This window comes from Streptomyces sp. NPDC097617, assembly GCF_044761485.1.
Taxonomy (GTDB): Bacteria; Actinomycetota; Actinomycetes; order Streptomycetales; family Streptomycetaceae; genus Streptomyces.
Map to the genome: position 1 here is coordinate 110,176 of NZ_JBIWCL010000026.1, position 24,400 is coordinate 134,575.

Here is a 24,400-nt window from a genome sequence, read left to right on the forward strand (position 1 = left end):
GGAGCGGGTGGGTCAGGCGGAGGCGGAGGCGCCGGACGCGATGCCGAAGGCCGGGTCCGGGACGGCCGCCGGGCTGATCAGGCGGGAGGGCTCGCCGTCGGGGCCGACCGGGACGTCGCCGTCGACGGTGACGCGGCGCAGGGTGCGCTCGTGGTCGTCGGAGTCGTCCACGCCGTAGTGCTGGGTGGCACGGGGTCTCACACGGAGCACCGTCGAACGCCGGTCAGGAACACTCCGCGCGAGCCACCCCGCAGCTCACCCCCAGGACGACGGTCACGGCGGAGAACCCGAAGAAGGAACCGAAGGAAACCTCCGGGAGCCCGCCGGAACGGGACCGCCCGGTGGGGCGTCGTCCTGCAGGGCACCCGTGGATCGTCAGCCCCGGGAGGGCCCCGGTGGGGCGCTGTCCCGGAGGTGTCCCGGGACGGGGCCGGCGGGGGTGAACCGGGCGGATCTCCCAGCGGCGGGTCCCCCGGAGGGCGCTTCGTGGGGCGCCCTCCGGGAGGGGGCCGCCGGGGCAGCACCCCTGCGGTGCCCCGGGGCGGGAGTGAAGCGGTCGGGCCGGGTCAGGGGTGGCCGGGGGCCGGACAGCGGCCCGGACACTCGCCCGGCTCGGTACAGCGGCCGGGGGTGTGGAGCCGCGGGGCGAGGACTTCGTTCGCGGACATGTCCCGGAGCGTGTCAGCGGCCCCGACCGGGGTCAACCCCCGCCCGCGGCCACCGAAAACGTATCGCGCCGGCCTCCGCGTCCACCCCGTACACCCCCTACGACCTGCTCTTTCCCCCGTACGCCGGCCTCCGCGCCACCCCACCCCGGCGGCCGAAAACCGTGGCCGGATTTCATGGCCCCGCAATGCGGACGCCACGCGTTCGCCGGGATCCGCCGGTTCCTCGCCGCGTACGACTCCGGGCACCCCCTCCTCGGCGCCGGCGCCGCCTTCGGGATCGAGGCAACCGTGCACCAGGGCGTACGTACCGGCTGCCGGGAGGCGACCGCGTCCGACACCGCGTCCGACACCGCGCTCGGCGCCGGGGCCGTGCGCCGGGGCATCGTGGCGGACCCGTCCGTCAACCTGCTGGTGGACGCGGCCGCCACCGGCGACCCGCGCGCCGACCGGCTGCTGCGCGAGCGTGCCCGCGCGGTGGGGCGGGCGGCGGCTCTTCTGTTGGGTGTCTTCAATCCGGCGGTCATGGTCGTGACCGAGCCGGCGAGCGTCCTGGACGAGGGATATCTGCGGGAGATCCGGGAAGCCGCGACGGAGCTCCCGCACGTGATGCGACGATCCCGAGCAGATCGTGGTGCCGCACGCGGGTCCTGCCGTACTCCCGGAGGCGGCGGCAACCGTGCTGCTCAGCCAGGTCTTCCAGGATCCCTTCGGCTTGGCCCGAGAGGGCGAGATCACACCCACCGGTATGGTGCCACCTGAGCGCCCTCCCCTACATTCGAGCCATGACGGTCCTGCCTGACGACGGGCTCTCCCTGGCCGCCGAGTTCCCTGACGCGACGCATGAGCAGTGGCAGCGCCTTGTAGAAGGCGTACTGCGCAAGTCGGGCAAGGAAGTCTCCGGCGAGGCCGCAGAAGATGCGTTGTCCACCCCTATCGAGGACGGGCTCACCACGCGCCCGCTCTACACCGCGCCGCCCGACGGGACGGCTCCCGACACCGGTTTCCCCGGCTTCGCCCCGTTCGTCCGCGGGGGCAGGCCGGAGGGCACCACCGCGAACGGCTGGGACGTGCGCCAGCGCCTCGCGGGCACCGATCCGGTACGGCTGAACGAGGCGGCCCTCGCCGATCTGGAGAACGGGGTCACCTCCCTCTGGCTCACGGTGGGCCGGGACGCTCTCCCGGTCGAGGGCCTCGCCCGGGCGCTGGAAGGGGTCTACCTGGACCTCGCCCCCGTCGCCCTGGACGCCGGAGCCCAATACGCCGAGGCCGCCCGCGCGTTGCTGGCCCTGTTCACCGAGCGCGCGGTGGCCCCCGAGGCCGCTCGGGCCTCGCTGGGCGCCGACCCGCTGGGCCACGAGGCCCGTACGGGTGAGGCCCTGGACGTGGCCGGCGCCGCCCTGCTGGCCCGGGAGGCCGCCGCCGGCTGGCCGGGGGTGCGCGCCCTGACCGTGGACGCGCTGCCGTACCACGAGGCCGGGGGCAGCTCCGCCGAGGAGCTGGGTCTGTCCCTGGCGACCGGTGTCGCCTACCTGCGCGCGCTCACGGCGGCCGGGCTGAGCGTCGAGGCGGCGCTCGGACAGCTGGAGTTCCGCTACGCCGCCACCGCGGACCAGTTCCTCACCATCGCCAAGCTGCGCGCCGCGCGCCGGCTGTGGGCCCGTATCGCCGAGGCCTCGGGGGCCCCGGAGGCGGGTGCCCAGCTCCAGCACGCGGTGACCTCGCCGGTGATGATGACCCGCCGCGACCCCTGGGTGAACATGCTGCGCACCACCGTGGCCTGCATGGCCGCGGGGGTGGGCGGCGCGGACTCGGTGACCGTGCTCCCCTTCGACAGCGAGCTGGGCCTGGCGGACGCCTTCGCGCGCCGGATCTCCCGCAACACCTCCACCATCCTGCTGGAGGAGTCGCACCTGGCCCGGGTGATCGACCCGGCCGGCGGCTCGTACTACGTCGAGCGCCTCACCGACGAACTCGCCCACGCCGCCTGGGATTTCTTCCAGACCCTGGAGAAGGCCGGCGGCCAGGCCGCCGCCCTGCGCTCCGGTCTGGTCGCCGAGCGGCTCGCCGCCACCTGGGCCGAGCGCTCCAAAAAGCTGGCGAAGCGCCGCGAGCCCATCACGGGCGTCAGCGAGTTCCCGCTGCTCTCGGAGAAGCCGGTCGTCCGCGAGCCCGCGCCCGCCGGACCCACCGGCGGACTGCCCCGCGTACGGCGCGACGAGGCGTACGAGGCGCTGCGCGCCCGCAGCGACGCGCACCTGGCGGCGACCGGGGCCCGGCCGCGGATCTTCCTCGCCGCACTGGGCCCGGCGGCCGCGCACACCGCGCGCGCCACCTTCGCCTCGAACCTGTTCCAGGCGGGCGGCATCGAACCGGTGCACGTTCCGGTGTCCGTGGATCCGGCGACGGCCGCCGCCGCCTACGCCGCGAGCGGCGCGGACGGCACGGCCGTTCTCTGCTCCAGCGACGTGCTGTACGAGGAGCAGGCCGCGGCGGTGTCCGAGGCGCTGCGCGCGGCGGGCGCCACGACCGTCTTCCTCGCCGGCCGGCCGGGCACCGCCGATGCTTCCGTGGACGAGTACGTCTTCGCCGGCTGTGACGCCGTCGCCGTGCTGTCCTCCGTACTCGACCGGATGGGAGTGCCGTCTTGAGCATCCCCGATTTCTCCGAGCTGGCGCTCGACCCCACCGCCGCCCGGGGGGTGTCCGAGGAGCAGTGGCGTTCCGCGGTGAAGGAGTCCACCGGCACCGCGGCCGCCGACCTGCTGTGGGAGACCCCCGAGGGCATCGGCGTCAAGCCGCTGTACACCGGGCGGGACCTGGAGGGCCTGGACTTCCTGCGGACCTACCCGGGCGTGGCACCGTACCTGCGCGGCCCGTACCCGACGATGTACGTCAACCAGCCCTGGACGATCCGGCAGTACGCCGGCTTCTCCACGGCCGAGGAGTCGAACGCCTTCTACCGGCGCAATCTGGCGTCCGGCCAGAAGGGCCTGTCGGTGGCCTTCGACCTGCCGACGCACCGCGGCTACGACAGCGACCACCCGCGCGTGACCGGCGACGTCGGCATGGCGGGCGTGGCGATCGACTCGATCTACGACATGCGGCAGCTGTTCGACGGGATCCCGCTGGACAAGATGTCGGTGTCGATGACGATGAACGGCGCGGTGCTGCCCGTCCTCGCCCTCTACATCGTGGCGGCGGAGGAGCAGGGCGTCTCCCCCGACAAGCTCGCCGGGACCATCCAGAACGACATCCTCAAGGAGTTCATGGTCCGCAACACCTACATCTACCCGCCCAAGCCCTCGATGCGGATCATCTCGGACATCTTCGCGTTCACCTCGCAGAAGATGCCGCGGTACAACTCGATCTCCATCTCCGGCTACCACATCCAGGAGGCCGGGGCCACGGCCGACCTGGAGCTGGCGTACACCCTCGCCGACGGCGTGGAGTACCTGCGGGCCGGGCAGGCCGTCGGGCTGGACGTGGACGCGTTCGCGCCGCGCCTGTCGTTCTTCTGGGCGATCGGCATGAACTTCTTCATGGAGGTCGCGAAGCTGCGCGCGGCCCGCCTGCTGTGGGCGCGCCTGGTCAAGCAGTTCGACCCGAAGAACGCCAAGTCGCTTTCGCTGCGCACGCATTCGCAGACCTCCGGCTGGTCGCTGACCGCGCAGGACGTCTTCAACAACGTGACGCGCACCTGTATCGAGGCGATGGCGGCGACCCAGGGGCACACCCAGTCGCTGCACACCAACGCCCTCGACGAGGCCCTCGCGCTGCCGACGGACTTCTCGGCGCGCATCGCCCGCAACACCCAGCTGCTGCTCCAGCAGGAGTCGGGCACCTGCCGGTCGATCGACCCGTGGGGTGGCAGCGCGTACGTCGAGAAGCTGACGTACGACCTGGCGCGCCGCGCCTGGCAGCACATCGAGGAGGTCGAGGCGGCCGGCGGCATGGCGCAGGCCATCGACGCGGGCATCCCGAAGCTGCGCGTGGAGGAGGCCGCGGCCCGTACGCAGGCGCGGATCGACTCGGGCCGGCAGCCGGTGATCGGCGTCAACAAGTACCGCGTGGAGAACGACGAGGCGATCGACGTCCTCAAGGTCGACAACTCCTCGGTGCGCTCGCAGCAGATCGCCAAGCTGCGGCGGCTGCGCGAGGAGCGCGACGAGGCGGTCACCCAGGACACCCTGCGGGCGCTGACGAACGCCGCCGAGCGCGGCGACGGCAACCTGCTGGCCCTGGCGGTGGACGCGGCGCGCGCCAAGGCCACCGTCGGTGAGATCTCGGACGCACTGGAGAAGGTGTACGGACGGCACTCGAGCCAGATCCGTACGATCGCGGGCGTGTACCGCAACGAAGCAGGCGAGTCCCCGTCCGTGGAGCGCACCCGTGCGCTCGTCGACCGGTTCGAGGAGGCGGAGGGCCGTCGTCCGCGCATCCTGGTCGCCAAGATGGGCCAGGACGGGCACGACCGCGGCCAGAAGGTGATCGCGACCGCCTTCGCCGACCTGGGCTTCGACGTGGACGTCGGCCCGCTGTTCCAGACCCCGGCGGAGGTGGCCCGCCAGGCCGTCGAGGCGGACGTCCACGTGGTGGGCGTGTCCTCGCTGGCCGCCGGCCACCTGACCCTCGTACCGGCGCTGCGCGAGCAGCTGGCGGAGGAGGGCCGCGAGGACATCATGATCGTCGTGGGTGGGGTGATCCCGCCCGCCGATGTCCCGACGCTGCTGGAGATGGGCGCGACGGCGGTCTTCCCGCCCGGCACGGTGATTCCGGACGCGGCCCACGACCTGGTGACGCGGCTGGCCGCGGACCTGGGCCACGAGCTGTAGGCCGGCCGCGATGGCGAGGATCGACATCGAGGCCTACGCGAAAGGGGTCCTCGACGGGAAGCGCGCGCTCATCGCGCGCGCGATCACCCTGGTCGAGTCCACCCTGCCCGCTCACCGGGTGCTGGCACAGGGCCTGTTGACGGAGCTGCTGCCGCACGCGGGCCGGGCCCGCCGGATCGGTATCAGCGGGGTGCCGGGGGTGGGCAAGTCCACCTTCATCGACGCCTTCGGCACGATGCTGACGGGGCTCGGCCACCGGGTGGCGGTGCTCGCGGTGGACCCGTCGTCGACGCGCACGGGCGGCTCCATCCTGGGTGACAAGACCCGGATGGAGCGGCTGTCGGTGGACCCGGCGGCGTTCGTGCGCCCGTCCCCCTCGGCGGGCACGCTGGGCGGGGTCGCCAAGGCCACCCGCGAGTCGATGATCGTGATGGAGGCGGCGGGCTACGACGTGGTCCTCGTCGAGACCGTCGGAGTGGGTCAGTCGGAGACCACGGTGGCGGGGATGGTCGACTCCTTCCTGCTGCTCTCCCTGGCCCGTACGGGCGACCAGTTGCAGGGCATCAAGAAGGGTGTCCTGGAACTGGCCGACGTCCTGGCGGTCAACAAGGCGGACGGCCCGCACGCGCGTGACGCGAAGGCCGCGGCCCGCGAACTGTCGGGCGCACTGCGCCTGATGCACCCGGTGGACGCGGCCTGGACCCCGCCGGTGCTGACGTGCAGCGCGCGGGAGTCGACGGGGCTGGACGAGGTGTGGAACCGCTTGGAGCAGCACCGCACCCTGCTGGAGGCGGGGGGCCGGCTGACGGCGAAGCGGGCGGCTCAGCAGGTGGAGTGGACCTGGTCGATGGTCCGCGACGAACTGCTGGAACGCCTGCGGGCGAACCCGGCGGTACGGGAACTGGCGCCGGCCCTGGAGTCCGCGGTCCGGGCGGGCACGGTGACGCCGACCTCTGCGGCGGACCGCATCCTGGCGGCGTTCGGGCACTGAGGAAGGGCCGGACGGCGCCCGCGCGGGCGCCGTCCGGTCGCGGACGGACCAAGCGCACGGTGGACGGCAGCAGCTCGGCGGCGCGCGGGCGGTCGCCCGGGGGGACCCGGTGCCTCACTCCGCGGAGAAGTCCCATGCTTCCCCCGTGTTCCACCTGTCCAGTCGGGGGAACACGGCGTCCAGCCGATCGATCGCCGTCGACATACACCTGTCCTCGCCATAGCCGATGAGGGTCAGGTCGGCGACGGAGGGCAGGGTGGCGGCGGGCGGAAGGAAGGCGAAGGACGCGGCGGACACCGTCAGGTGGTGGAGTGAGCGCAGCTCGCCGATCTCCCGCCAGTCGGCTTCCGAGGCCGGGCTGGAAGCCACGTTGAGCCCCAGATGAGTCAGCCCGGAGACCGCGCCGAGCCCCTTGAGCCCGGCGGCGGGAGCCATCGCTCCGCTCACCAGCAGCACGACCAGCGGGGCGCGCGTCGGCAGTGCCTGCGGCGACCAGGTCATCCCCGCGGGGCCGCTCAACGCGAGTTGTTCCAGCTCCCCCAGCCCGGCCACCACGTCCAGGCCGACGTCCGGCCGGACACTCCTGACGCCCAGCCGCCTGATCGGCAGACCGCCGAGGGCGCAGAGGTCGGTCAGTTCCGGGCAGTTGTCGAGGGCCAGCTGCTGCAGGGCGGACTGTCCTTTCAGGAAGTCCAGATCGGGCACCGTGGGGTGCGCGAGGATCAGCTCCGTGAGGCCGTGCCGGCCGGCGTACCCGGCCAGGGCCGGCAGCGACACCTCGGACCTGACGTCCAGACTGCTCGGCCGGGGCCGGAGACGTTCCAGTTGGCGCAGCTGCTCGTCCGAACGGATCGAGTACCTGAGGTCCAGCGGATCGAGCTTCGAGATCACGTCCTCGGCGTAGGCGGCGCATTCGAAGCGTGACCAGGCCCAGAGGAGCTGGGAACGGACTTCGATCGCGGGGTGCGTGGCGAACTGCGAGAGGAACCTGATCGCGGCGTCCGACTTGACGTGGGAAGCCGCGACCACCACCAGGACGGCGTCCGCGTGATCGAGGTTCTCCGGCCCCGGCAGAAGATCCAGGATGAGGGAGCCGACCTCCGCGAGCGCACGCGCCTGCCCCGGGCTCGACGGCGGAATGAGGGTGGCCGTACGTTCCTCGACGGCCGCCCGCGTATCGGGGTCGAGGGTCGTCGCGTGCTCCAGGCAGGCGGTGTGCGATGGGGCTCTCGCCGCCGGTGCGCAGGGCCTGTTTCACCAGCTTGGCGGCCAGTAACCGGAGATCGGCTTCCGTGAGGGAGCGCTTCTCGCCCGCGAAGGACACGTGGCCCGAGATGCGGATCGGCTTGTCGACGAGGCCGGCGCCGCCGCCCTCGGCGACGAACAGCTTCTTCGCCGAGCTGACCTTGACCGCGATGAGCCCGGCGGCGGCCGCACACGCTGCCACGGAGGGTTACGCCCCGACGAGCACCGGGCCGCCCGCGCCCAGCGCCTCGCGCAGGATGCGGGTCTGCTCCACCTTGTTGTCGGTGGCGAGCAGCGCGGACAGGACCGCGATACGGGCCTGACCGGCGCGCAGGGTGCCGGTCGGTACGGCTCCGGCGGCCACGAGGTCCACCGCGCCGCCGTGCGTGTAGATCTCGGTGACCGGTCCGGCCATGACCCGGGTGGTCAGCGCGACGAGCACGCCGCGGCCGACGGCGGCCCGGACGGCGTCCACGATCTCCGGGGTGGCATTGCCCGCGCCGGTCCCGACGAGGACGACACCGCGCGCGCCGGCCTCGACGGCGGCGTTCAGCAGGACGGCGTCGCCGTCGGCGTGGTGCACGACGACGTCCACGCGCGGCGGGAGCTCCGGCATCGCGGGCAGCGGGAGCGGCGCCGGGCGCTGGGGGGTGCGCAGGATGGTGACCTTGCCGAAGCCGATCTTCCCGAAGAGTTCCTTCGAGGGGTCGGCGAACGCGTCCAGTTCCACGGCCTGGGTCTTCACGGTGCCGCGGGCGGCGTGCACCCGTCCGGCGAAGGCGATCAGCACGCCGAGCCCGCGCGTGTTCGCGGCGGTGAGCAGGGCGTCGTAGAGGTTCCCCGGGCCGTCCCCGTCGGCGGTGCCCATGGGGCGCTGCGAGCCGGTGAAGACCACCGGGCGCGGGTCGTGGTGGTGGAGGTCGAGGAGGAAGGCCGACTCCTCCAGGGTGTCGGTGCCGTGCGTGACGACGATGCCGTCCACGCCGGGGTCGGCCAGCACCTCGTGCACGGTGCGCAGCAGGGTGAGCTGGTGTGCGGTGGTGAGCCGCGGGCTGTTCACGCTGAACAGGTCGACCAGTTCCACGCTGACGCCCTCGGGGAGCGGTGCGGTCGCGATCACCTCGTTCCCGTCGGCCTCCGCCGCGAAGCCGGAACCCTGCCAGCGGCTGGCTATCGTCCCGCCGGTGCTGATGACGACGATGCGTCCCATTGGCCGTGGCCACCCTTCACTCGTGTTCACTCGAGTCACTCGTGTCACTAGTACGTCGCTCGTACATATGTGCTCAAAGCAGCAATGATAGAGCGATCTACGCGCAATGTGATTGCGAATTCCACCAGGCCCGTTCATAATCGCCGGGTAATAATTGCGCCATGGACGCCATTGACCGAGATATCTTGCGTGAGCTCCAGGCCGACGGCCGCCTGAGCAACCAGGAGCTCGCCCAGCGGGTGGGACTGACCCCCTCCCCCTGCATGCGCCGGGTGCGGCAGCTGGAGCAGGACGGGGTGATCCAGGGCTACCGCGCCGTGATCTCCCCCGAGGCCGTGGACCGCGGGTTCGAGGTGCTCGTCTCGGTGGAGGTGCGCCGCGACCGGGAGGCGGTCGAGGCCTTCGAGGCGGCCCTCCAGGACATCCCCGACGTCATCGAGGCCTACCGCCTCTTCGGGAGCCCCGGCTGCCTGCTGCGGATCGCCGTCGCCGACCTGCGCGCCTACGAGCGCCTGTGGATCGAGAAGCTGACGGCCCTCACCGGCATCACCGAGGTCAATTCGCAGATCATCATGAAGCGCGTCAAGGAGACGACCGGCCTGCCCGTGGACCACTGACGGGCCGAACTACCGACCAGCAACAGGAAGCAGCACCTGATGAAACCCCTCGGCGCCGGTGATCCGATCCGGCTCGGCCCCTACCGCATCCTCGGCGTCCTCGGCGAAGGCGGCATGGGCAAGGTGTACTTCGGCCGGGAGGACAGCGGCTGCACCGCCGCCGTCAAGGTACTGCTGCCCGAACTCGCCCACGACCCGGACCTCGCCCGGCGCTTCCTGCGCGAGGCCCACACCGCGCAGGCCGTGGCCAGCGGCGGAGTCGCCCGCGTCCTGGCGGCGCACACCGAGGACAGCAGGCCCTGGATCGCCACCGAGTTCCTCTCCGGGCCCACCCTCGACGACGCCGTACGCCGGTACGGGCCCTTCGGCGCCGACGGCGTACGCGCGCTCGCCGCCTCGCTCGCCGCCACCCTTCGGGACATCCACGCCGCCGGGCTGGTCCACCGCGACCTGAAGCCGGCCAACATCGTGCTGACCTCGACGGGGCCGCGCGTCATCGACTTCGGCATCGCGCGCCCCGAGCACGGGCTGACCCTCACCACCACGGGCCAGGTGCCGGTCACCCCCGGGTACGGGGCCCCCGAGCAGGTGCTCGGCAGGCGGGTCGGACCCGCCGCGGACGTCTTCTCGCTCGGCGCGGTCCTCGCGTACGCGGCCACCGGACAGCGCACCTTCGACGGGACCCATGTGGCCGCCGTGCAGTACGAGGTGGTGCACGGGGAGCCCCGACTGGACTCCGTACCGGACGGGTTGCGGCAGCTGATCGCGCCCTGCCTCGCCAAGGACCCGGCGCAGCGCCCGACCCCCGACCTGGTCGCGGGCGCCTTCGCCCCGCCGCCGGGGGCCGACCGGATCTGGCGCACCGGAGCGCTGGCGCAGGACATCGAGCGGCGGGGGGCCGAGGCCGACCGGCACGCCACGGTCGTCGGACAGGGGTCCGGTGCCGGGAGCGGCCCGTCCCGCAGGCGACTGCTGCGCACCGCGCTGGCGGCAGGCGGTGTACTGGCCGCTTCGGGCGGGGCCACGGGCGCCTGGTGGTTGCTGCGCGAGGAACCGCGGACGATTCCCGCGGCCGGACTCGCCCGGAACGCGGAGCCGCTGTCGCTGACCGCCGGGGACCACGGCACGGCCCCGCGCGAGTTGTGGGGTCCGCTGCCCGTGGCCGCGAAGGCCGCGGACGGGCAGGTCACCACGCCGCTGCCGGTGCTCGACGTGGTCGTCTTCGCGGCCGCGGGCGGCGGCCTGGCGGCCCGTCTGACGACCGACGGCAAGGAGAAGTGGCGCCTGCCCGGCGTCCGTCCGGCCGCCGGCCTCGTCGCCCTGCCCGGCAACCGGTTCGCGACCGCGGGATCGGGCGGGGCGCTGCTCGGCTTCGAGGCCTCCACCAGCAGGCAGGAGTGGTCGGTCCAGGGCGCCGACACCGGCCGCATCCTGGCCGCGGACGATTCGGCGGTCTACCTGGTGACGCGCGGCGGGCAGTTGCGCGCCGTGGACACGGCCGCGCGCACGGTCCGTTGGACGGTGCCGCTTCCCGAGTACGCCGTGAAGGCCCCCGGTCCGCGCGCCGCGGCCGGCTCCGGCCGGCTCGTGGTCTTCGGCGCCGACGGCCATGTGATCGCCGTCGACACCGCTTCCGGCGCGACGGTCTGGAAGGCCGGCGACCAGGCGCGTTCCGCCCTCCAGCCGCTCGTCGTGAAGGACGTGGTCTACCTCGGCGGGCGCACCCTGGCGGCCCTGGACATCAGGACGGGCGCCGAGGTGCACAAGGAGATCAGGGCCACCGAGAGCCCGGAGCGGGGGACGGGCGGCTGGGGCGTACCGGCGCTCAGGGGGGACTACGTGTACGCCATGGACGGGACGGCGCTGTGCCAGATCAGCCGGGAGCGGGGCACGCACCTCCCGCAGGACCGCAGCGCGAAGGGGCCGCTGCCGCACACTCCCCCGGTCGTGCAGGGCCGTACGGTGTGGATCGTCCAGGGGGACGGGCAGGGGGTCTCCGCCCACTCCACCATCGACGGCGGCCGGTTCTGGACCTGGTCCGCCGCGTCGCGCGGGCCCTGGGGGATGTCCGGGGCCGGGAACCGCGTCTTCCTCGTCAACGACGGGAACCTCACGGCGATGCCCACCATCGACTGAGCCGCCATCTTCGGGTCGCGGCCCCGACCGCCCGACTGATCGCCCGACCGCCCGACCGACCGCCCGACCGACCGCCCGACCGACCGCCCGGTTCCACCCGGTTCCGCCGCCCCGGGCCGCAGCGCTTAGGCTCGGGGCCCGAGCAGCCGACCCGGGAGAGCCCGCGCATGGAACGCCTTCGCCAGGACGACCCGTCCCACATCGGGCCGTACGCGATCCTGGCGCGGCTCGACGCCGACTCCGCCGAACGCACCGTCCCCGAACGGCGCTACCTCGGGCGAACCCCCGACGGGCGGCGCACCGTCCTCGTCTGCGTGCCCCGCGTCGGCGCCGACCCGTCCCGGTGGGCGATCGAGGCGGAGGGCGCCCGTCGGCTCTCCGTGCCCCGGTTCCTCGGGATCGCGGAGGTGGGCGGCACGGCCGGGTTCCCCTGGTACGCGGCTCCGTACACGCCCGCGCTGCCGCTGCCGGCCGTACTCGCCGCGTACGGCGGCCCGCTGCCCGAGGACACCGTCCGCAGGCTCGGCGCCGCACTCGCGGAGGGGCTGACCGCCGCGCACGCCCAGGGGGTGACGCACGCCGGCCTGTCACCGGCCTCCGTGCTGGTCACCGCGGGCGGCCCGCTGCTGGCCTGCTTCGGCGCCGTGCGGGCCGCCGCTCCCGACGGAGTGCGGCGGACCGGGCTGCCCGGGCTCGATCCGGGGTGCCTGGCCGTGGAACAGGCGGTCGGCGGGCGGCCCGAGCCGCTCGGGGACGTCTTCGCGCTGGGCGCCGTACTGGCCTACGCGTCCACCGGTCACACCGTGCCCGAGCAGAGCGAACTGCCTCCGGGGCTGCGGAGGCTGGTCGGGTCCTGCCTGTCGTCCGATCCGGCGGTCCGCCCGCAGTCCGCGCGGGACGTACTGCGCGCGCTCGTGTCCCCCGGGGCGGCCCCGGCCGCGGCGCAGGAGGCGTACCCGGCGGCCGGCACGGTCCTCGACCACGCGGCGCCGCCGCTGCCGGGCCGGGTCGTCGCCGCGCTCGCCGCCCAGTCCGCCGCGCTGCTCGCCGCGGAACTCCCCTCCGCGCAACAGCCGTTCACCTCGGCCCAGAAGGTGCACTGAACCCGATGTCCGTCCCGGCCCCGAACCCCCCGCTCGCCCCACTCGCCCCGCTCGCCCCGCTGACACCCTTCACGCCCCTCACCCACGAAGATCCGCAGCACCTCGGCGGCTTCGGGCTGCTCGCCCGGCTCGGCAGCGGCGGTATGGGGACGGTCTACCTGGCCCGTTCGGCGGCGGGGCGGACGGTGGCGCTCAAGACCGTGCACGCCCGGATCGCCGCCGATGCCACGTTCCGCGCCCGGTTCCGGCTGGAGACGGACGCGGCCCGGGTCATCGGAGACCGGTACGGGGCCCGCGTCTTCGCCTCGGACGCCTCGGCCGCGACCCCCTGGCTGGCCACCGAGTACGTCATCGGGCCGCAGCTCGACGAGGCGGTCCGGCTCGCCGGTCCGCTCCCCGAGCCGTGCGTCCGCGCCCTGGGCGCCGACCTCGCCCTGGCGCTTGACCAGTTGCACCGCTCGGACGTGGTGCACCGGGACCTCAAGCCCTCCAACGTCATGGTCACGGCCGCCGGGCCCAAGGTCATCGACTTCGGTATCGCGCGCGCCCTCGGCGACGAACGGCTCACCCGCACCGGCACGGCGGCGGGCACGCCCGCCTATATGTCGCCCGAGCAGGCCGCCGGCCTCGAACACTCCCCGGCCGGCGATGTGTTCGCGCTGGCCGGCGTGCTGGCCTTCGCGGCGTCGGGGCACGGCCCCTTCGGCGCGGGGCAGGCCGCGGACCTGCTGTACCGGGTGCGGTACGCGGAGCCCGACCTGAGCGGCGTACCGGCGGAGCTGGCCACCGTACTCGCCCGCTGCCTGGACAAGGACCCTGCGCGGCGGCCCACGACGACCGGGCTGGCCGCACTGCTCTCGCCCGGCGGCGGGCCCTTCGCGGACGGGTTGCCGCAGCCGGTGCTCGCGGACATCGCGCGGCGCGCCGCGGCCGTGTGGCAGGAACCGCCGCTCCGGCTGCCGGCGCCGTCCGGTCAGGCGGCCACCGTCGTCGACGGCGGCAGCGGCGCCGGCGACGGTATGTCGCGCCGCAGGGTGCTCGCGGTCGGTGGCGGGGCGGCCGCCGGAGTGGCGCTCGCGGCCGGGGGCGGGCTGTGGGCCTGGCTCGGCGGCCGGGACAAGGGCTGGGGAGAGGACGGAGCGGGGAAGTCCGGGCAGCCCGCCGCCCTGCAGCCGCCGCCCGAAGCGCTGTGGCGGTCCGACATGGCGCGGCCCCTGGTGGGCGGTGAGCCGATGCGGGTGGGCGGCGCGCTCGTCATGCCCGCCGGGACCTGGAGCGTCGCCGTCTCCCCGCAGGACGGCAAGCACCTGACCGGCTTCATGGGGTACGAGCACGGCTGGCGCACCGCCACCGACGGCGCGGTCCTGTACGGGCTCAGGAAGCCGGACGCCGCGGACAAGGCCCTCGCGGTGGCGCCCTTGTCCCTGGAGAACGGCCGTGAGCAGGCACCGCTGGTGCAACTGCCCGCCTTCGACGGTACGCACGTCCTCAACCAGCTCTTGGAGGTGGCCGGGGACACCGTGCTCCTGTGCGCCAAGGCGGCCGGGAGCGATCAGTGGTCGGTGGTGGCCGCCCACCTGAAGTCCGGCAAGGAGCTGTGGCGGCGGCCGACGGCGGCCCCGTCCGCGGACGCGGTGAGGCTGCAGCACCCGCCACAGGTACGGGCCGTGGCGGTACGCGGCGGGGTGTTGCTGTGGCAGCGGGCGGAACAGGGCGACGCCCTGCGGCTGTCCCTGCACGACGCCGAGAGCGGTGCGGAGCGCTGGACCGTGTCGCTGTCCTCGCTGGGCGCCACCCCGTACCGGCCGGCCACGGACGACGAGCACGTCTACGTCGGCGCGGAGACCCTCCAGGCGCTGCGGCTCACGGACGGGACGGTGGCCTGGTCCTTCGGGAAGGACCGCGACGTGGGCAAGGTGATCGCCCAGCGCCGGTACGGGCTTCCGGCGGTCCGGGACGGGGTCGTCCACGCCGTGGAGGGCACCCGCGGCATCGTCGCCGTCGACGCCCGCAGCGGATCGCTGCGCTGGGCGGAGGCCGCACCGGAGGGGACGGACCCGAACCGGGAGATCACCCCCGTGGTGACCGCGACCCACGTCTACAGCATGGACGCCGCCGGCCTGCGGGCCGTCGACTCCCGCTCCCACCGCGCGGTATGGCGCTACGCGACGGACGCCTACCTGCTGGCGGCGGACCCGGACGGCAAGCAGCTCTACGCCCGCGAGCGGAGCCGGCTGATCGTCCTGGCGACGCCGTAGCGCCCCGGGCAGCGGGAAAGCCCGTACGCCGACGGCTCGTGGCCGTCGGCGTACGGGCTTCCTGTCGGCGGAACATCAGCCCGGGATGTGGGCCTCCTGCTCCTGGCGCCGCTGGGCGGGCAGGACCGGGTTGCCGGTCGTACGGTTGAGCTTCTCGCCCTCGACGTCCATGTTCGGCAGCAGTCGGTCGAGCCAGCGGGGCAGCCACCAGGCCGACCGGCCGAGCAGGGCGAACAGGGCGGGCACCAGGGCCATGCGGACGATGAAGGCGTCGAACAGGATGGCGATCGCGAGGCTGAAGCCGACCATCTTGACGAAGACGTTGACCTCCATGATGAAGCCGGAGAAGACGCTGACCATGATGATCGCGGCGGCGCCGACCACCCGTCCGCCGTAGCGGAACCCGGTGACCACCGCTTCGTCGGGCCCGGCACCGTGGACGTAGGCCTCCCGCATCCGGGTCACGAGGAAGACCTCGTAGTCCATGGCGAGACCGAAGACCACACCGATCATGAAGATCGGCAGGGTGCTCATGATCGGGCCGGGCTGGTCGATACCGAAGACGTCCGCGAGCCAGCCCCACTGGAAGACCGCCACGACCGCTCCGAGAGCGGCGCTCACGGAGAGCAGGAAGCCGAGGGCGGCCTTGAGCGGGACGAGCAGCGAGCGGAAGACGAGCACCAGCAGGACGAAGGCGAGGCCGACCACCAGGCCCAGGTACGGCAGCATCGCGTCGTCGAGGGTCTGGGAGAAGTCGATGAACAGCGCGGTCTGACCGGTCACCAGGATCTCGGCGCCGTTGGCGGCCCCGAGGCCGCCGGCGGTGCCACGGATCTTCCCGACCAGTTCCTCGGTCTCGTGCTCGGCCGGGCCGGTCTTCGGGATGAGGGTGAGGACCGCGGTGTCGCCCTTGTCGTTGGGCGTGGCGGGGGTCACCGCGGCGACGCCCTCGACCTTGCCGAGTTCCTTGCCCACCGTGGCGGCGGCGGTCGCCGCGTCCTTGGCCTGGACGGTGACCATCAGCGGTCCGTTGAACCCGGCCCCGAAGGACTCGGAGAGCATGTCGTAGGCCTTGCGCTGCGTGGTGTCCGGCGCCATGGTGCCCTCGCCCGGCAGGCCGAGCTGGAGAGAGGCGGCGGGCACCGCGACCACGCCGAGGCCGACGACGCCGAGGAGCAGGACGGCCAGGGGGCGGCGGACGACGAAGGTCGCCCAGCGGGTGCCCAGGTTCGGCTTGTTGCGCGCGGCCCGCTTGTCGGCCTTGCGCTGCTGACGCTCGGTGAGCGGCTTGCCGTAGTACTTCTTGCGCTCCCTGCGGGGCATGACCTTGATCGGCGCGAAGCCGAGGAGGGCCGGGACGAGGGTGATCGCGATGAGTACGGAGACGGCGACCGTGCCGGCGGCGGCGAGACCCATCTTGGTGAGCATCGGGATGTTCACCACGCTGAGGCCGGCGAGGGCCACGATGACGGTCAGTCCGGCGAAGACCACGGCGGATCCGGCCGTGCCGACAGCCCGTCCCGCGGCGTCCTGGCGCTCCTGGCCCTCGGCCAGTTCGGAGCGGTAGCGGGAGACGATGAACAGGGCGTAGTCGATGCCGACCGCGAGGCCGATCATCAGCGCGAGGGTGGAGGTCGTACTGGACAGGCCGAGGGTGCTGCCGAGTGCGGTGATGGCCGCGCCGCCGATGGCGACGCCCATGATGGCCGTCAGCAGGGGCATGCCCGCGGCGATCATCGAGCCGAAGGTGAGGACCAGGACGATGGCGGAGACCAGGATGCCGATGCCCTCGGCGCCGCCGCCGGGCGCGCCGTCCACCTTGACGGCGTCGCCGCCGGCCTCGACGACCAGCCCGGTGGTCCGGGCGTCCTCGAGTGCCTGGTCGAGGCCCTTGTGCGCCTCGTCGGTCACCTTGAGGGCGGACACCTTGTAAGTGGCCACGGCATACGCCGTGGTGCCGTCCTGACTGAGGGCGTTGGTCTTGAAGGGGTCGGAGGCGGACACGACGTCCGGCGCCTTGGCGAGCGCCCCGATGAGGGTTTCGACCTTGGCCTTCTCGGCGGGATCGGAGAGCTTGGCACCGGCCGGCGCCCGGACGACCACGCGGGCGGTCGCACCGTCCACGCTCATGGCCGGGAACTTCTCCTTCAGCAGGTCGAAGGCCTTCTGCGACTCCGTGCCGGGCATCGAGAACGTGTCGGTGGGCGGAGGCGGAGCGGTGGAGGCGGCGAAGCCGACCCCGACGAGGACGGCGAGCCACAGCAGTGACACCAGGCCTCGTCGCCGGAAGGCGAGACGGCCCACTTTGTAAAGGAAGGTGGCCATAGGACAAGAACTCCTGTGTGAATCGGTACAGAACGAGCGGGTGATCCGGGTCAGAGCGGCCGGTCAGGACGACCGGCGGTCGGCAGTGGGGACGGTGGGCGTCTCACCCCCGCCAGCGCGGGCGGCGCCGCCGAGGTCCGTGACGCCATGATGGCACATTCATGGCGCCACTGTCGCGCCACAACCGCGCCAGAATGCCGAGCAGGCCGAAAATCGCTGCCTGCCCGACGGAGGGGGAGGCACCCGGGCGGAGGTGCGAGCAGTCGTCCGATCGGGGTGCCCACCATGGCAAACGGTTCCGAAATCAGCTGCGCAGAGCCGCCCTTGTGGGCGCACGACAGGCAACCGCCACCGCGCACGGCACCCGGTACGTTCTCGCCACCCGCACCGGCGCCATGGCGGCGTCCGTGACGCCATCGTGGCGCCACTGGTGATAAGCAGCCGCTCCCGGCCGACGCGCTCACGGGAGCACCTCCTCCTCGTCGAGGTCCGGCACGATCACCGTGCCGACCCCCTCGTCGGTGAACATCTCCAGGAGGATCGCGTGCGGCACCCGTCCGTCGATCACCCGCGCCGTACCGACGCCGCCCCGCACCGCGTGCAGGCAGCCGGTCATCTTGGGGACCATCCCGTCGGCCAGCTCCGGCAGCAGCTTCTCCAGTTCGCGGGCCGTGAGCCGGCCGATGACCTCGTCACTCAGCGGCCAACCCGCATACAGGCCCTCGACGTCGGTGAGCATGACCAGCGCCTGGGCCCGCAGCGCGGTGGCCAGCGCCGCGGCCGCGGTATCGGCGTTGACGTTGTAGACATGCCCGTCCTCGGCGCTGCGGGCGATGGAGGAGACCACCGGAATACGGCCGTCCGCAAGCAGCCCCTCGATCGCACCGGTGTTCACCCGGGTGATGTCGCCGACCCTGCCGATGTCCACCGGCTCCCCGTCGATCCACGGCACGTGCCGGACCGCGGTCAGGGTGTCGGCGTCCTCACCGGTCATACCGACGGCGAGGGGGCCGTACGCGTTGATCAACCCGACCAGGTCGCGCTGCACCTGTCCGGCCAGCACCATCCGCACCACGTCCATGGCGCGGGACGATGTGACCCTCAGGCCCGCCTTGAACTCGCTGGCCAGGCCCCGCCGTTCCAGCTCCGCGCCGATCTGCGGGCCGCCGCCGTGGACGACCACGGGCTTCAGCCCGGCGTAGCGCAGGAAGACGACGTCGCGGGCGAAGGCGGCCGTGAGTCCGTCGTCGACCATGGCGTGGCCGCCCAGCTTGATGACGACGGTCCGGTCCTGGTGGCGGGTCAGCCACGGCAGCGCGTCGCCCAGGGACTGGGCCTTGGCCATCGCGGGATGGTGACGGATCGTCATGAGAACCTCGCGCGCAAGGTGAAGAGAACGCCGGCCGCGCTGGTGACGCTCATCGGCACAACTCCTTCTGTGGAGGACTCCGGACTCCCCGGGGACGCGAAAGGGCCGCGGACGGGGCCGCGGACGCCCGTTCAGCATGAGGTGCGGGAAGGCGCGAGCGGAAGCCCATTCCTGCGAACTCCGTGCAGAACGCAGGAGATTCAGGGCAGTGTGTTACCGCCGTCCCGTCAACAGGACGGCGGGGGAGGTACATCGACGTCCGGTGGAGCGCGTCATCCGCACATCGGTCTCCACGGGGCGCCCGAAAGATGCCATGATCGGGCACGGCGGTCTCGCCAACTCCATCCCCACTAATGGATGACGATCCGGTTCCCGTCCGGAAATCGGATCGTGAACGGCTTGAATTGGAGTGGATTCATGAGCAGCAACCCGTTCGACGACGCTGACGGCCGGTTCTACGTCTTGGTGAACGACGAGGAGCAGCACTCGCTGTGGCCGTCGTTCGCCGAGATTCCCACCGGCTGGCGCATCGTATTCGGCGAGGAAAGCCGCCAGCAGTGCCTGGAACACGTCGAGGCCAACTGGACCGACCTGCGGCCGAAGAGCCTGCGCGACGCGATGGCCGCGGACCCGGTTCCCGCCGGCGCCGCGTGAGGTGAGTGCGGCATTCCCGTGAGGTGAATGCGGCATTCCGCGCAATGACCGAAGAAGGCCGAAGGGTGGGCCCCGGTGCTGTTCGTCCAGCACCGGGGCCCACCCTTCGGCCGTGACCGGGGGAAGCCGGGTCAGGCCCGGCCGGCGGTGGCGCCCGCCACCTCGACCGACCGCGCCCCGCCGAGCTCCCGTTCGGCCCTGCGCAGCACGATGGAGTCGGCGATCTCTCCGCTGCGCACGGCGATGTTCGACAGCAGGGACGAGGACAGGCCGTGGGTGTGCTCGGTGCCTCCCTGGAGGTAGACGCCGCAGGACAGCCCGGACGCGCTGACGAGCCGGTAGTCGCGCTCCACCCGGGGCCGGCCGGCTTCGTCGCGCAGGAACTCGGCGTCGAAGTCGCCGAGCAGGCGTGCCGGGTCCATCCCCTCGTAGCCGGTGGCGAAGACGAGCGCGTCGACGTCGAGCTCCTGCGGCTCGTTGTCGAGCATGGCGTTCAGCGTCAGCCGCGTCTCGTTGCCGACCCGGACGACATCGGCCACCCGCGTGAGGTTGAGGAAGTGCAGCCGCTTGGTCCCCCGCACCTCGTCGTCGTACGAGCGCTGGTGCAGATCACGGATCACCTCGTCGTCGACCACCGAGTAGTTGGTGTTCTTGTGGTAGTGCCAGAACGCCTCCCGCGCCTGATCCGTCCCGAAGTAGTACTCGTCCACCGCGGCCGGGTCGAACACCTGGTTCGCGAAGGGCGTGTCGTCCGCGACGGAGTACCCGTAGGACGGGAGGATCGCCGACACCCGCGCGTGCGGGAGCATGTCGTACAGGAACCGGGTGATCTCGGCCGCGCTCTGGCCGGCCCCGACCACCGCCACGCTCTTGAGCTCGTGCGGGTCCAGGCCGCGGAACCGCTCCAGGAACTCGGAGCTGTGCCACACCCGCTCGTCTCGGGCCACGCCCGCCGGCATGCGCGGGACCAGCCCGGTCGAGACGGCCACGTTGCGCGCCCTGACCCGGCGGACACCGCCCGAGGCCTCGCGGACCTCGAGCTGCAGGTACTCGGCGGCTCCGGATCCGGCGTCCTGCGCGGGCCGGATCGCGGTGACCTCGGAGCCGTAGGAGACCTGGTCGCCGACGCTCGACGCCGCCCATTCCAGATACTGGTGGAATTCCTGACGCGTCGGGAAGAAGTCCTGGTTGTTGACGAACTGCACCAGTCGGCCCGCCGCGTGCAGATACGATACGAAACTGAACCGGGACACCGGATTGCGGAAGGTGGCCAGGTCCTTCAGGAACGAAATCTGCATGGTCGTCGAAGGCAGCAGCATGTTGCGGTGCCAGCCGAACGAGGCCTGCCGCTCGAAGAATGCAGCCTTGACCGGGCGCTCCGGAACATTGGCCCGGTGCTCTTCCAGTGCGATCGCGAGCGACAGGTTGGACGGGCCGAAGCCGATGCCGACCACGTCGTATATCTCGTGCTCATGCGTACCCGTTGTACCCATAGACAATTCTCCCGCTAGCGTCTTGGAATCTCGACCGGTGATCCGGGAGACCTTTATTCAGTATTGCGCCGCAGAACGTCCCGGCGCCAACCTGAAGACGTCGGTAAGGCAATCCGGGCGACCCCGGTGCGGGCCGAATACCGAATACCGGTGTCCGGCCGACAGGACAGCGCTATGGTCGGTCCGGATTCCTATGTCTTCGCGCCTCGCGCTGACCGAAAGGGTGAATTCTGGATGTTCGTCCCCAGTAATTACCGCGAACCGGACCGTTCGTGGATGACCGATCTGATACGAGATAATCCGCTGGCTCTGGCCATCATCAACGGGACCACGGAGGGCGGCCCGTTCGCGACTCATCTGCCGGTCATCGCGGACCCGCGGGCCGATGGCGAATGGACCCCCGACCTGTCCGGCGGAAAACTGCTCGGCCATATGAACAGGGCCAATCCGCAGTGGGCCGCGATCGAGAACGGCAGCGTCATCCTGCTGACCTTCACCGGCCCGCATTCCTATGTCTCGCCGACGGTGTACAAGAAGTCGCCGGCCGCCCCGACATGGAATTTCACCTCCGTGCACGTGCGCGGAGTGGTGGAGAAGATCGACTCCGTCGAGGAGACCATGGGCGTGGTGCAGGCCACCGTGGCGGCCTTCGAGGGCTCGAAGTTCGGCACCGGCTGGGACATGAGCGAGTCGATCGGCTACTTCCGGCAGATCGTGCCCGCCGTCGGCGCCTTCCGGGTCACGGTGTCCGGGGCCGAGGGCATGTTCAAGCTCAGCCAGGAGCAGCCCGACGAGGTCCGCGGCCGCGTACTGGACTCGTTCACCGGGAGCGGGTGCACCCGGCAGCGCGACACGGCCGACCTCATGCGCCAGCTGCCCGTCTGATCCAGCGGACAGCGGGTGGCGCCCGACGGCTTGCAGGGCCCCCCTCCCGGGGGAGTGCGGCCCCTGCAAGCCCGACGGCTGCGGGGTCAGGCCTCGATGGCCAGCCGCTGCCCGGCGCCGGCCGGCGTCCACGACCCTTTGATCCCCTCCGGCTCGCCCTCGGCCGCCCGCGGCGGCGCGCCTTCCGCCGCCGCGTCACGGTGCTCCAGCTCCTCCAGCCGCTCCAGCTCGGCCAGAGCCTGCTTGGCCGCGCTGTCCAGGGTCACCAGCACCCAGCGCTCGAAGTCGACCCCCGCCTGCTCCGCCGCCTTGTGCCACCACTGGAGCCGACTGCCCGGCACCTCCAGCCGGCGCGTCGGCTCGGCGGGCAGCCTGACCTGGGCCTCGTCCTCGCGCGCGGCGCGGATGGCGCTGCGCAGCTGCTTGGTGGTCCACTTCCGCTGCTCGGCGCGGTCCAGCCACGATTCCTGCTCGTCGTGCGGCAGCGAGGCCAGCTCGGCGTGGTGCTGGAAGCTGAGGGCGCCCCGCCGGCGGCTGAAGTCGAACCGCCGGGAGACCCAGGCGTAGTTGCGCAGGGTCTGGTACTGGAGTCCGGCGGCGCGGATCCCGCGCTGGTAGCGGTCGGTGTAGTGGTCCTTGCCGTATACGAGCCAGTCGCCGAGCCACCACGAGGAGGAATCGACGATTCCGGAGAGCTGGCGCCCGGCCTTCTCCCAGTCGTCGAAGGACATCCCGGCGGGCATCTGCAGGCCCACCTTCGTGGTCAGCACCTGGCCGCGGCGCGGATCCTCGCCCATGGGCCTGCGCTGCCGCGGCGCCAGGTCGGGAGCCGTACGGATCTGCCCGATTCCCGATCCCTCGATGTCGCCGGCCTGCATCGCCATCATGCCTCCATGTGAAGGGGTCCCCAGAACAGGTGTGGAGGCTCGCACCCCGTGCTAAAGGCAGGCCAAAGCGGCCCGGGCGGCGCCGCGCACCGCTGCCGCGGCCGCGGGCCGTCCCGTCGACGGGACACCTCCGCCGGGGTCGTCGAACAACTGAACAGCCACCGACCGTTGTCAGTGCCTTTCTGTTCTCCGCCTCCCGGGCGGGAGGTATGTTCATTCTCGGCCAGAGTTTCTTCGCTGCGGCACATCAGAATTCTCGAATCGCCGCCGACTCGGCTTGTTCACCAGGCAGTCAGAGGTAAATCGGGGACACCGATCCTTTCTGTTTCCCGCACACCCGCAGCACACCGCATCCCCTTCGGCCGATTCGTTATTCGATTCAGCGCGAACGGGAGGTCCGGAATGCTGACCGCCGAACACAACGGGGAGGACACGCATGAAGCACCGCAGCGCCGGCCCGCTGGGCCCGCTTCCGGAGTTCCTCGGTCAGCACATGGCCGCGGAGGGACACGTTCCGGACGGCATCGACGTCGTCCCGTTCTTCACGCCGGCCGGCGACAAGATGTGGCTGGTGTGCGACTACGCGCTCGCGCGCCGGGTCCTGACCGACAAGCGGTTCAGCCGCGCCGAGGCCGTCACCGCCCACGCCCCGAAGCTCAACGACGCCCAGCCCGTGCCGAATTCCATGATGAGCATGGACGGGGCCGAGCACTCGCGGCTGCGACGCGTCGTGACCAAGGCGTTCACCACCGGCAGGACCACGGCGATGGCCCCGGCAATCGAGCGGCTCGCCGACCGGCACCTGGACGCGCTCGCCGCGGCCGGGCCGGGCACGGACCTGATCGAAGGGCTCGCCGCGCCGCTGCCGCTGGCCGTCCTGTGCTCGCTGCTGGGCGTCCCGTCCGAGGACAGCACCCGGTTCCGCGACTGGGTCGAGGTGCTGTTCGACATCTCCGCCAGCAGCCCGCAGGAGAAGGCCCGGCGCCGCCTCGAACTCATCGACTACATGGCCGACTTGATCGACGCCAAGCGCCGGCGGCCCGAGGACGACCTGCTCACCTCCATGATCGCGGCGCACGAGCAGGGCGAGCTGTCCATGGGCGAACTGCTCACCATGGGTCTCACCCTGCTGATGGCCGGCTACGAGACGGTCGTCGGGCAGCTGGGCCTGTCCCTGCACGCCCTGCTGTCCGACCCCGCCGCGTACGAGGACCTGCGCGACCGGCCCGAGGAGCTGGCGCCCACGGTCGAGGAGCTGCTGCGGCTGACCCCGTCCACCCCCATCAGCTTCCCGCGTGTCGCGGTGGAGCCGGTGCCCCTCGGAAGCGTCACGGTCCAGGCCGGGGAAGGCGTGATCGTCTCCCTGCTGCACGGGAACCGGGACGGCAGGACGTTCACGGACCCGGAGGGGCTCGACCCACAGGGGCACGACGCCGCGCACCTGACGTTCGGTCACGGGGTGCACCGCTGTCTCGGCGCGCCGCTGGCCCGCCTCCAGGTGCGGATCGTGCTGGAGCGCCTGGTACGGCGGTTCCCCACCCTGCGGCTGGCCTCCGGCCCCGAGGCGGTGGTCTGGAAGGACGGCCTCGGTACCCGCGGGCTGTCCCGGCTGCTGGTGGAGTGGTAGCGGCTCCGCGCAGGCCGGTCGTACAGGCGGGTCGCCTCCCGGGTGTTCCGGGCGTCCCCCATGAAGTGCTGCTTCCTGGAACACCTTTGGACTTGGAGTGA

The 24,400-nt window shown here is 72.2% G+C and carries 17 protein-coding genes and 2 pseudogenes; 11 read left to right on the forward strand and 8 right to left on the reverse strand.

Annotated features, from left to right (window positions below; genetic code table 11):
- Positions 1-12: 12 nt before the first annotated feature.
- Positions 13-192 (reverse strand): annotated as a pseudogene (locus ACIQZO_RS32450) (TauD/TfdA family dioxygenase); the annotation flags it as partial.
- Positions 193-842: 650 nt separating this feature from the next.
- Between ACIQZO_RS32450 and ACIQZO_RS32455 the strand changes: the two are divergent.
- Genes ACIQZO_RS32455 through meaB form a run of 4 tightly spaced genes read left to right on the forward strand, consistent with a single transcriptional unit; the run spans position 843 to position 6,490 of the window.
- Positions 843-1,427: a hypothetical protein gene (locus ACIQZO_RS32455; RefSeq protein WP_403633116.1), complete on the forward strand. Its 585-nt coding sequence runs from the start codon at positions 843-845 to the stop codon at positions 1,425-1,427.
- 23 nt (positions 1,428-1,450) lie between these two features.
- A complete protein-coding gene (locus ACIQZO_RS32460; protein ID WP_403633119.1) occupies positions 1,451-3,316 on the forward strand; it encodes a methylmalonyl-CoA mutase family protein in 1,866 nt (621 codons plus the stop codon).
- Positions 3,313-5,499: a methylmalonyl-CoA mutase gene (scpA, locus tag ACIQZO_RS32465; RefSeq protein ID WP_403633122.1), complete on the forward strand. Its 2,187-nt coding sequence runs from the start codon at positions 3,313-3,315 to the stop codon at positions 5,497-5,499. The genes ACIQZO_RS32460 and scpA overlap by 4 nt, the downstream gene beginning before the upstream one ends.
- Positions 5,500-5,509: 10 nt before the next feature.
- Positions 5,510-6,490 (forward strand): methylmalonyl Co-A mutase-associated GTPase MeaB, encoded by a 981-nt coding sequence (gene meaB, locus ACIQZO_RS32470; protein WP_403633125.1) that lies wholly within the window; start codon positions 5,510-5,512, stop codon positions 6,488-6,490.
- A 114-nt stretch (positions 6,491-6,604) separates the two neighbouring features.
- Here meaB and ACIQZO_RS32475 read toward each other — a convergent pair whose 3' ends face one another.
- The 3 genes and pseudogenes from ACIQZO_RS32475 to ACIQZO_RS32485 form a co-directional block, all read right to left on the reverse strand.
- Positions 6,605-7,522 (reverse strand): hypothetical protein, encoded by a 918-nt coding sequence (locus ACIQZO_RS32475; RefSeq protein WP_403633128.1) that lies wholly within the window; start codon positions 7,520-7,522, stop codon positions 6,605-6,607.
- A 205-nt stretch (positions 7,523-7,727) separates the two neighbouring features.
- Positions 7,728-7,937, reverse strand: a pseudogene (locus ACIQZO_RS32480) (hypothetical protein); the annotation flags it as partial.
- A 6-nt stretch (positions 7,938-7,943) separates the two neighbouring features.
- Positions 7,944-8,945, reverse strand: coding sequence for an asparaginase (locus ACIQZO_RS32485; RefSeq protein ID WP_403633130.1), 1,002 nt, complete (start codon positions 8,943-8,945; stop codon positions 7,944-7,946).
- A 161-nt stretch (positions 8,946-9,106) separates the two neighbouring features.
- Between ACIQZO_RS32485 and ACIQZO_RS32490 the strand changes: the two genes are divergently transcribed.
- From ACIQZO_RS32490 to ACIQZO_RS32505, 4 genes are all read left to right on the forward strand, one after another.
- Positions 9,107-9,562, forward strand: coding sequence for an Lrp/AsnC family transcriptional regulator (locus ACIQZO_RS32490; RefSeq protein ID WP_403633133.1), 456 nt, complete (start codon positions 9,107-9,109; stop codon positions 9,560-9,562).
- Between the two features lie 39 nt (positions 9,563-9,601).
- Positions 9,602-11,698, forward strand: a complete 2,097-nt coding sequence (locus ACIQZO_RS32495; RefSeq protein WP_403633135.1) for a protein kinase — start codon at positions 9,602-9,604, stop codon at positions 11,696-11,698.
- A 167-nt stretch (positions 11,699-11,865) separates the two neighbouring features.
- Positions 11,866-12,801, forward strand: a complete 936-nt coding sequence (locus ACIQZO_RS32500) for a serine/threonine protein kinase (RefSeq protein ID WP_403633138.1) — start codon at positions 11,866-11,868, stop codon at positions 12,799-12,801.
- A gap of 5 nt (positions 12,802-12,806) precedes the next feature.
- Positions 12,807-15,059: a protein kinase gene (locus tag ACIQZO_RS32505; RefSeq protein WP_403633141.1), complete on the forward strand. Its 2,253-nt coding sequence runs from the start codon at positions 12,807-12,809 to the stop codon at positions 15,057-15,059.
- A gap of 75 nt (positions 15,060-15,134) precedes the next feature.
- On the opposite strand, the gene ACIQZO_RS32510 is transcribed toward ACIQZO_RS32505, so the two are convergent.
- Positions 15,135-17,384 (reverse strand): MMPL family transporter, encoded by a 2,250-nt coding sequence (locus ACIQZO_RS32510; protein ID WP_403633143.1) that lies wholly within the window; start codon positions 17,382-17,384, stop codon positions 15,135-15,137.
- Positions 17,385-17,844: 460 nt separating this feature from the next.
- Positions 17,845-18,753, reverse strand: coding sequence for an acetylglutamate kinase (gene argB, locus ACIQZO_RS32515; protein WP_403633146.1), 909 nt, complete (start codon positions 18,751-18,753; stop codon positions 17,845-17,847).
- A 417-nt stretch (positions 18,754-19,170) separates the two neighbouring features.
- Between argB and ACIQZO_RS32520 the strand changes: the two genes are divergently transcribed.
- Positions 19,171-19,407: an MbtH family protein gene (locus ACIQZO_RS32520; protein WP_403633148.1), complete on the forward strand. Its 237-nt coding sequence runs from the start codon at positions 19,171-19,173 to the stop codon at positions 19,405-19,407.
- A gap of 131 nt (positions 19,408-19,538) precedes the next feature.
- Here ACIQZO_RS32520 and ACIQZO_RS32525 read toward each other — a convergent pair whose 3' ends face one another.
- Positions 19,539-20,900, reverse strand: a complete 1,362-nt coding sequence (locus ACIQZO_RS32525) for a lysine N(6)-hydroxylase/L-ornithine N(5)-oxygenase family protein (protein WP_403633151.1) — start codon at positions 20,898-20,900, stop codon at positions 19,539-19,541.
- A gap of 234 nt (positions 20,901-21,134) precedes the next feature.
- Between ACIQZO_RS32525 and ACIQZO_RS32530 the strand changes: the two genes are divergently transcribed.
- Positions 21,135-21,785, forward strand: coding sequence for an FMN-binding negative transcriptional regulator (locus ACIQZO_RS32530; RefSeq protein WP_403633154.1), 651 nt, complete (start codon positions 21,135-21,137; stop codon positions 21,783-21,785).
- 86 nt (positions 21,786-21,871) lie between these two features.
- Here ACIQZO_RS32530 and ACIQZO_RS32535 read toward each other — a convergent pair whose 3' ends face one another.
- Positions 21,872-22,672, reverse strand: coding sequence for an LmbU family transcriptional regulator (locus ACIQZO_RS32535; RefSeq protein WP_403633157.1), 801 nt, complete (start codon positions 22,670-22,672; stop codon positions 21,872-21,874).
- Between the two features lie 436 nt (positions 22,673-23,108).
- Here ACIQZO_RS32535 and ACIQZO_RS32540 point away from each other — a divergent pair, with 436 nt between their 5' ends.
- Entirely contained in the window at positions 23,109-24,299 is a 1,191-nt protein-coding gene (locus tag ACIQZO_RS32540; RefSeq protein WP_403633160.1) for a cytochrome P450, read from the forward strand.
- Positions 24,300-24,400: the final 101 nt, after the last annotated feature.